The sequence below is a fragment of the Rhodoplanes elegans genome, assembly GCF_016653355.1.
GTDB lineage: Bacteria > Pseudomonadota > Alphaproteobacteria > Rhizobiales > Xanthobacteraceae > Rhodoplanes > Rhodoplanes elegans.
The window spans coordinates 21,712-27,945 of record NZ_NHSK01000291.1 but is presented as its reverse complement, the minus strand read 5'-3'; the positions used below and the strand labels follow the sequence as shown (position 1 = coordinate 27,945).

Genomic DNA, 6,234 nt, shown 5'->3' with positions numbered 1-6,234 from the left:
TGCCGGCGAGGCCGGGCGCGGTCGCTCCGCCGTGGGCACCGACCGGGGCGCCCTCGGCGTCGCCACCGGCGCGCCAGCCGGCCGCATGACGGGCCAGGATCGCATCGAAGGGCCGCTCGCGCAGATGGCCGCGGAGGCGGTCGGGCTGCTCGAACAGGGCGAGCGGCGGGCAGAAGTCGGACGAGCAGCCGGCCCGCAGGGCGAGCACGTGGGCGACGATCCCGAACCGGTCGGCGACGAGGGCGCGCTTGAGCGGCAGGAGCGCGCGGACCGCCGCCGCATCCCCGGCGACACGCGGCGCCGCCTGGATGAAGAGGTCGACCTGGGCGGCCACGTAGGAGACGGCCGCCGCGGCCGTCTCGGGACGGGCGAACAGCGCCGCCTCGCAAGCCGCCTCGCCCGGCGTGGCGACGAGCCCGTCCAGGCAGGCGAGCGGCGAGCCGGGCACCAAAACGCGGGCCGCGAGATCGGCGACGCGCTGCTCCAGGGCGCGACGCTCGGCCACCCGCTCGTGCAGCATCATTCCGGTGGTGACGGCGACGCCGGCCGCCACGGCGGCGACGATCAGGGCGGCGATGCCGGCGACCAGCGCCCCGGCGCCGCTGCGCCGCCACGCGGCGACGGCACCCACCACGGCGAGGACGGCGACCAGGCCGGTCCCCCAGACGGGCAGCGACGTCACCCCGCCGGCCGGATCGAATCCCAGCATCTCGCCTCCCCGGCGCACGCCACACGACCGTCCCCGACGGGACGGTCCCCGACACAGCTGTCCCCGATACGGATGTCCCCGTCCCGGCCGGCGCACCGGCCGCGACCGGCCCGGTTTCGGACCGCAAACTTGTCGATTTTATGCCGCATTGGTTCCCATTGTCCGGGCGCGTGTTCTAGTGTCCCGGCCGACGGCGCCCCGACCTGCGGGGCGCCGCTCGACGAGAGGTCGCATCGCGGCCTGTGTACCTTGGAGGTTGTTTCCGATGATCGGACGGACGTTCGTGGCCCCTCTGCTCGCCACCGGCCTGTTGGCCGCCGGCGTGATCGCCCTGCCGGCCGCGACGCGCGCCGAGCCGCTCGTCACCCAGGGCATCGGTGCGTCGAGCTGCAGCAAGCTCGCAGCCGATCTGAAGCCGGCCGAGGGCCTGCAGAACCCGGTCAATCTGATGCTCTACGCCTGGGTGCAGGGCTATCTGAGCGCCGCCAATGTCGCGCTGCTCGAGCACGACGGAAAGCACGTCGATCTCGCCGGTCTCGACGAGCAGAAGGTCGTCGGCATGATCGCCACCTACTGCAAGGCCAATCCCGATCACAAGCCGTCCGCCGCGGTCGACGACTTCATCAGGAAGGCGGCGAAGAATCGCGCCAAGTGGGACGTCGGCACGATCGACTGGAACGGCTGACGCAACAGCGCTGAATCGCGTGACGGCGGACGCGACGGACCGGCGCCGCCGTTCACCATCTTCGCATCCGACATTGGTCGTATGCAGCGACCGCCGCGCAGCTCGACGCGGTGCGAGAACGCCTTTGTTCATGCGCCTTTCCGGCATCGCGCAGCGGCCATGGCGGGCGCCTGTCCCCATTTTCCGACCCGTGGCTGATCTAGATCAAAGCCGCTAGGACCCGCCCGCAGCATTGTCCCCCGCGAACGATCGATCGACACGCGAGAGCGTCGTCTCGGTCGAACAGTCGGTGCGCAGCGTCGTGCCACGGGGGTGCGCGATGCTGCGATGCCCAGCGGGCGGTTCGAAAGAACCGCCCGCCTTTTTTTGTTCTTGGACCTTTGCGGTTCGAAAGAACCGCCCGCCTTTTTTTGTGCTCCGTGGTTCACGAGAGCGGCTCGGGATCAGTTTGCTCGACCGTACGACCGTGCAGGAGTTCCCCGACGAACTGATCAGATCGTTTTCCGCTGACATCGCGCCACACGCCGCTCATCCCCGCGAAGGCGGGGATCCAGGGGCCGCCCGCCGCGTTGTCGCAGAGAGATGGATCGCCGGGTCAAGCCCGGCGATGACGTCGGAGGACGCGGCGATGCCCGCGCGATTCGCGTCGGCGACGTGATCAGACCAGCGCGAACAGGCGTACCGGTGCGCCGGTCGCTTCCTCAATCTTGGGCAGGCCGACGACGAGCGTCGCCCCGGCCGCCGGCGCCTGCTCCAGATTGGCGACGTTCTCCAGGCCCCAACGGCCGGCCGGCAGCCACACCTTGTGAGTCTTGAAGTCCTTCGAGGGGCCGTTGTCGAGCGACAGCGTGTCGACCGCGAGGCCGGCGACGTCGCGCTCCTTCAGCAACCACTCCGCCGCCTCGGGCGCGATGCCGGGAAAGTGCAGCGTCCCGTCGACGTCGCGGCCGATGAAGCGCGCCGGATCGGTGAGCGCGAGCTTGCCGAAGCCCGAATGCATGGCGACGCAACAGCCGCGCGGCAGGCGACCGTGCTTGGCCTCCCACGCATCGAGATCTGCGCGCGAGAGCAGATAGTCGGCCTCGTCGGACGCCTTCTCGACGACGTCGACGACGGCGAGCGGAACGACCAGCGTCTCCGTCCTGATCTGGTCGACGCTCGCGCCCGTCTCGGCGAAATGGATCGGCGCGTCGATATGCGTGCCGGCATGCTCGATCAGCTTCCAGACATACATGTTGTAGCCGTCCTTCGCGAAGTCGGCGCGCTGCTCGAGCTCGATCCCGGCGGTGTCGAAGAAGGTCGGGAATTTCGGCCCGAGCGTGTGCGAGAGGTCGATCACCCGCGTGAAGGTGGTCGGCAGCACGGCCGTCGGCGCGGCCGCGGACGGGGCCGGCGCGGCGGCGGGCGGAGCGTTCTGCGCCAGGACCGAGGCCGGCGCGATCGCCGTGGCGGCGAAGCCGGCCGCCGTCGCTCCGGCGCGGCCGAAGAAGCCGCGGCGCGACAGCCCGGCCGTCACGGCCTCCATGCATCCCGGAACGCACATCGACACCTCCTCGGTTGCGTGCGGCGCGCACTCTACACGAACTCGACGGCACACGAACCGGACGGCGCCGACGCGCGCCTTCGAACGCCGGGCCGGCTTCGCCTTGCCGCGTTCCGCCGGCGGTCGTAGTCTCGTTTCGCCACACGGCACACGCACAGCACACGGTTCATCGGGACCGACGGCGACATCATCATGACGACAGCCAGCCGCCTTCTCGTCACGGCCTGCATGGGTTTCGCAGCGCTCCTCGGCACACCGGCCGCCGACGCCTTCGCACAGTCGGCCGACCTCGTGCTGTGCGACCGCATCGCCGCCGATCCGAGCGATCCCGACAAGCCGGCGGACGTGAAAGGCGTCGCCGAGATCGCGGCCGCGGACGTGGCGACGGCGATCAGGTTCTGCAAGGTCGCCGCGGCGGGATCGCGGCGCGCGCAATACGGGCTCGGTCGCGCCTATGCGGCGAACCGCCAGCCGGCCGAGGCCGCGGCGGCGTTCCGCCGTGCCGCCGACAAGGGCAGCACCGCCGCGATGGTCGAGCTCGGCCTCCTCTACGCCACCGGCACGGGCGTGCCGAAGAGCGAGGACCAGGCGCGAAAACTGTTCGAGAAGGCGGCCGAGGCCGGCAATCCGCGCGGCGTCACCAACCTGGCGGCGCTGTCGGGCGGCGCCGGCGCGGGCGCGGCCGGAGCCGATCCGGCCCGCCAGCGCGCCCTGCTCGCGAAATCCGCCGAGGCCGGCAACGCAGAGGCGCAGTACCAGCTCGGCCTGCTGCTCGCGGCCGGAACGGGCGGCGGCAAGGATGCCACCGGGGCGCGTGCCCTGTTCGAGAAGGCGGCCGCCCAGGACCACGCCGGTGCGCTGGAGCGGGCCGGCCACTTCGCCGCCGAGGGGATCGGCGGCGACAAGGACACGACGGCCGCCAAGGCCTATTACGAGCGCGCCGTGGCGCTCGGCAATGCCGACGCGAAGCCGGCGCTCGAGCGCCTGCGCTGTCCGCACGTGATCAAGAACAAGCAGGGCCAGGTGATGACCACCCTGTGCTGGTGAGGGCACGCGCCCGTTGCCGCACCCGTGTCCCGGACGCGGTGCGACGCACCGCGCGCCGGGACCCAGGGGCCATGAGGCGAGGCATCGCCGGGCCGCCCCTGGGCCCCGGCTCTGCGTCACATCGGGCCTGCGCCCGATGTGACTTGTCCGGGGCACGGCCCCGAGGCACACGCCCCCTGCCCGCGCCGAAAATCCGTGTATAAGGCGGCATGCTCGTCATCACCGACCTCACGGTCCGGATCGCCGGACGTCTTCTCGTCGATCGCGCCTCGGTGCAGGTTCCCGCCGGCGCGCGGGTCGGCCTCGTCGGCCGCAACGGCACCGGCAAGTCGACCCTGTTCCGCACCATCACGGGCCAGCACCACGCCGAGACGGGCGAGATCGGCGTGCCGGCCCGCACCGTCATCGGCACCCTGCCCCAGGAGGCGCCGAACGGGCCGCAGCCGCTGATCGACATCGTGCTCGCCGCCCACACCGAGCGCACCGCGCTGCTCGCCGAGGCCGAGACCGCGACCGACCCGCACCGCATCGCCGAGCTGCACACGCGGCTCGCCGACATCGGCGCCCATTCGGCACCGGCCCGCGCCGCCGCGATCCTGCACGGGCTCGGCTTCTCGCACGACGACCAGAAGCGGCCGGTGAGCGAGTTCTCGGGCGGCTGGCGCATGCGCGTCGCGCTCGCCGCGGTGCTGTTCCGCGAGCCGGACGTGCTGCTGCTCGACGAGCCGACCAACTATCTCGACCTCGAAGGCACGCTGTGGCTCGAGGAGCATATCGCCCGCTATCCGCACACGGTCGTGGTGATCAGCCACGATCGCGACCTGCTCGACAACGCGGTCGACTCGATCCTGCACCTGGAGAACGGCAAGCTCACCTTCTACCGCGGCAACTACTCGACCTTCGAGAAGACGCGGGCCGAGCGGCTGCTGCTCGACCAGAAGCTCGCAAAGAAGCAGGAGCTGCAGCGCGCCCGCCTCACCGCCTTCGTCGAGCGCTTCCGCGCCAAGGCGACCAAGGCGCGCCAGGCGCAGTCGCGCCTGAAGATGCTGCAGCGGCTCGGGCCGGCGCCGGCCCGCATCGCCGACGAGGTGCGGGAGATCGTGCTGCCGGCACCGCAGCGATTGTTGTCGCCGCCCATCATCGCGGTCGACGACGTGTCGGTCGGCTACGAGCCGGGCAAGCCGATCCTCAAGCGCGTGACGCTGCGCATCGACAACGACGACCGCATCGCGCTTCTCGGCGCCAACGGCAACGGCAAGTCGACGCTCGTCAAGCTGATCGCCGGCAAGATCGGCGCCATGGACGGCCGCGTCACCCGCGCCGACAAGCTCGACGTCGGCTACTTCGCCCAGCATCAGCTCGACGAGCTCGACGAGGGCGCGAGCGTCTACACGCATGTCCGCCGGCTGATGCCGGACGCGGCCGAGAGCGCCGTGCGGGCCAAGGCCGGCGCCATCGGCTTCTCCGAGGGCGCCGCCGACACGCTGGTGGGCAAGCTCTCGGGCGGCGAGAAGGCGCGGCTGCTGCTCGGGCTCGCCACCTTCCACGCGCCGCATCTGCTGCTGCTCGACGAGCCGACCAATCATCTCGACATCGACAGTCGCGCCGCCCTGATCGACGCCATCAACGAGTTCCGGGGTGCCGTCGTGATGGTGTCGCACGACCGCTATCTGCTCGACGCCTGCGCCGACCGGCTGTGGCTGGTGGCGAACGGGGGCGTCGCGCCCTTCGAGGGCGATCTCGACGACTACCGGCGGCTGATCCTGGCCGGCGACGACGAGACCGACCGGCGCAGCGACAGGGCCGACAAGACCCCGTCGCGCACCGACCAGCGTCGCGCCGCAGCCGAGAAGCGCGCCGAGCTGGCGCCGCTGCGCAAGAAGATCGGCGCGCTGGAGAAGCAGATCGAGATGCTGCACCAGCGCATCGCCAAACTCGACGCGGCGCTCGCCGATCCGGCCCTCTACGCCCGCGACGCGGCAAAAGCCGCCGGCCTCGCCAAGGAACGCGCCGACGCCGCGAGCACGCTCGCGACGGCCGAGGACGAATGGCTGACGCTGTCGTCGGAGTACGAAGAGGCGATGGCCGGGTAAGCGGCGCTGGTGCCGCCGCTCGCCGACGCCGTGTCCCGGACAAGGTGCATCGGGCCGCAGGCCCGAGGCGCCGCCGAGCCGGGACCCAGGGGCCACCGGGACGGCTTCGCCTCGTTGCAGCTGGGTCCCGGCTCGCGGTGCGTCGCACCGCGTCCGG

General features: G+C 71.6%; 4 protein-coding genes and 1 pseudogene. 3 read left to right on the top strand and 2 right to left on the bottom strand.

Features of this window, described 5'->3' with window-relative positions:
• Window positions 1–709: pseudogene (locus CCR97_RS29300) on the bottom strand (hypothetical protein); the annotation flags it as partial.
• 283 nt (window positions 710–992) lie between these two features.
• Here CCR97_RS29300 and CCR97_RS29295 point away from each other — a divergent pair.
• A complete protein-coding gene (locus CCR97_RS29295; RefSeq protein WP_146618694.1) occupies window positions 993–1,394 on the top strand; it encodes a hypothetical protein in 402 nt (133 codons plus the stop codon).
• A gap of 658 nt (window positions 1,395–2,052) precedes the next feature.
• Here the strand turns inward: CCR97_RS29295 and CCR97_RS29290 are convergent.
• A complete protein-coding gene (locus CCR97_RS29290) occupies window positions 2,053–2,937 on the bottom strand; it encodes a cyclase family protein (protein WP_111356463.1) in 885 nt (294 codons plus the stop codon).
• A gap of 228 nt (window positions 2,938–3,165) precedes the next feature.
• Here CCR97_RS29290 and CCR97_RS29285 point away from each other — a divergent pair, with 228 nt between their 5' ends.
• Both CCR97_RS29285 and CCR97_RS29280 read left to right on the top strand, forming a co-directional pair.
• Entirely contained in the window at window positions 3,166–3,984 is an 819-nt protein-coding gene (locus CCR97_RS29285; protein ID WP_111356462.1) for a tetratricopeptide repeat protein, read from the top strand.
• Window positions 3,985–4,193: 209 nt separating this feature from the next.
• Window positions 4,194–6,077, top strand: coding sequence for an ABC-F family ATP-binding cassette domain-containing protein (locus CCR97_RS29280; RefSeq protein WP_111356461.1), 1,884 nt, complete (start codon window positions 4,194–4,196; stop codon window positions 6,075–6,077).
• The last annotated feature ends 157 nt before the right edge of the window (window positions 6,078–6,234 follow it).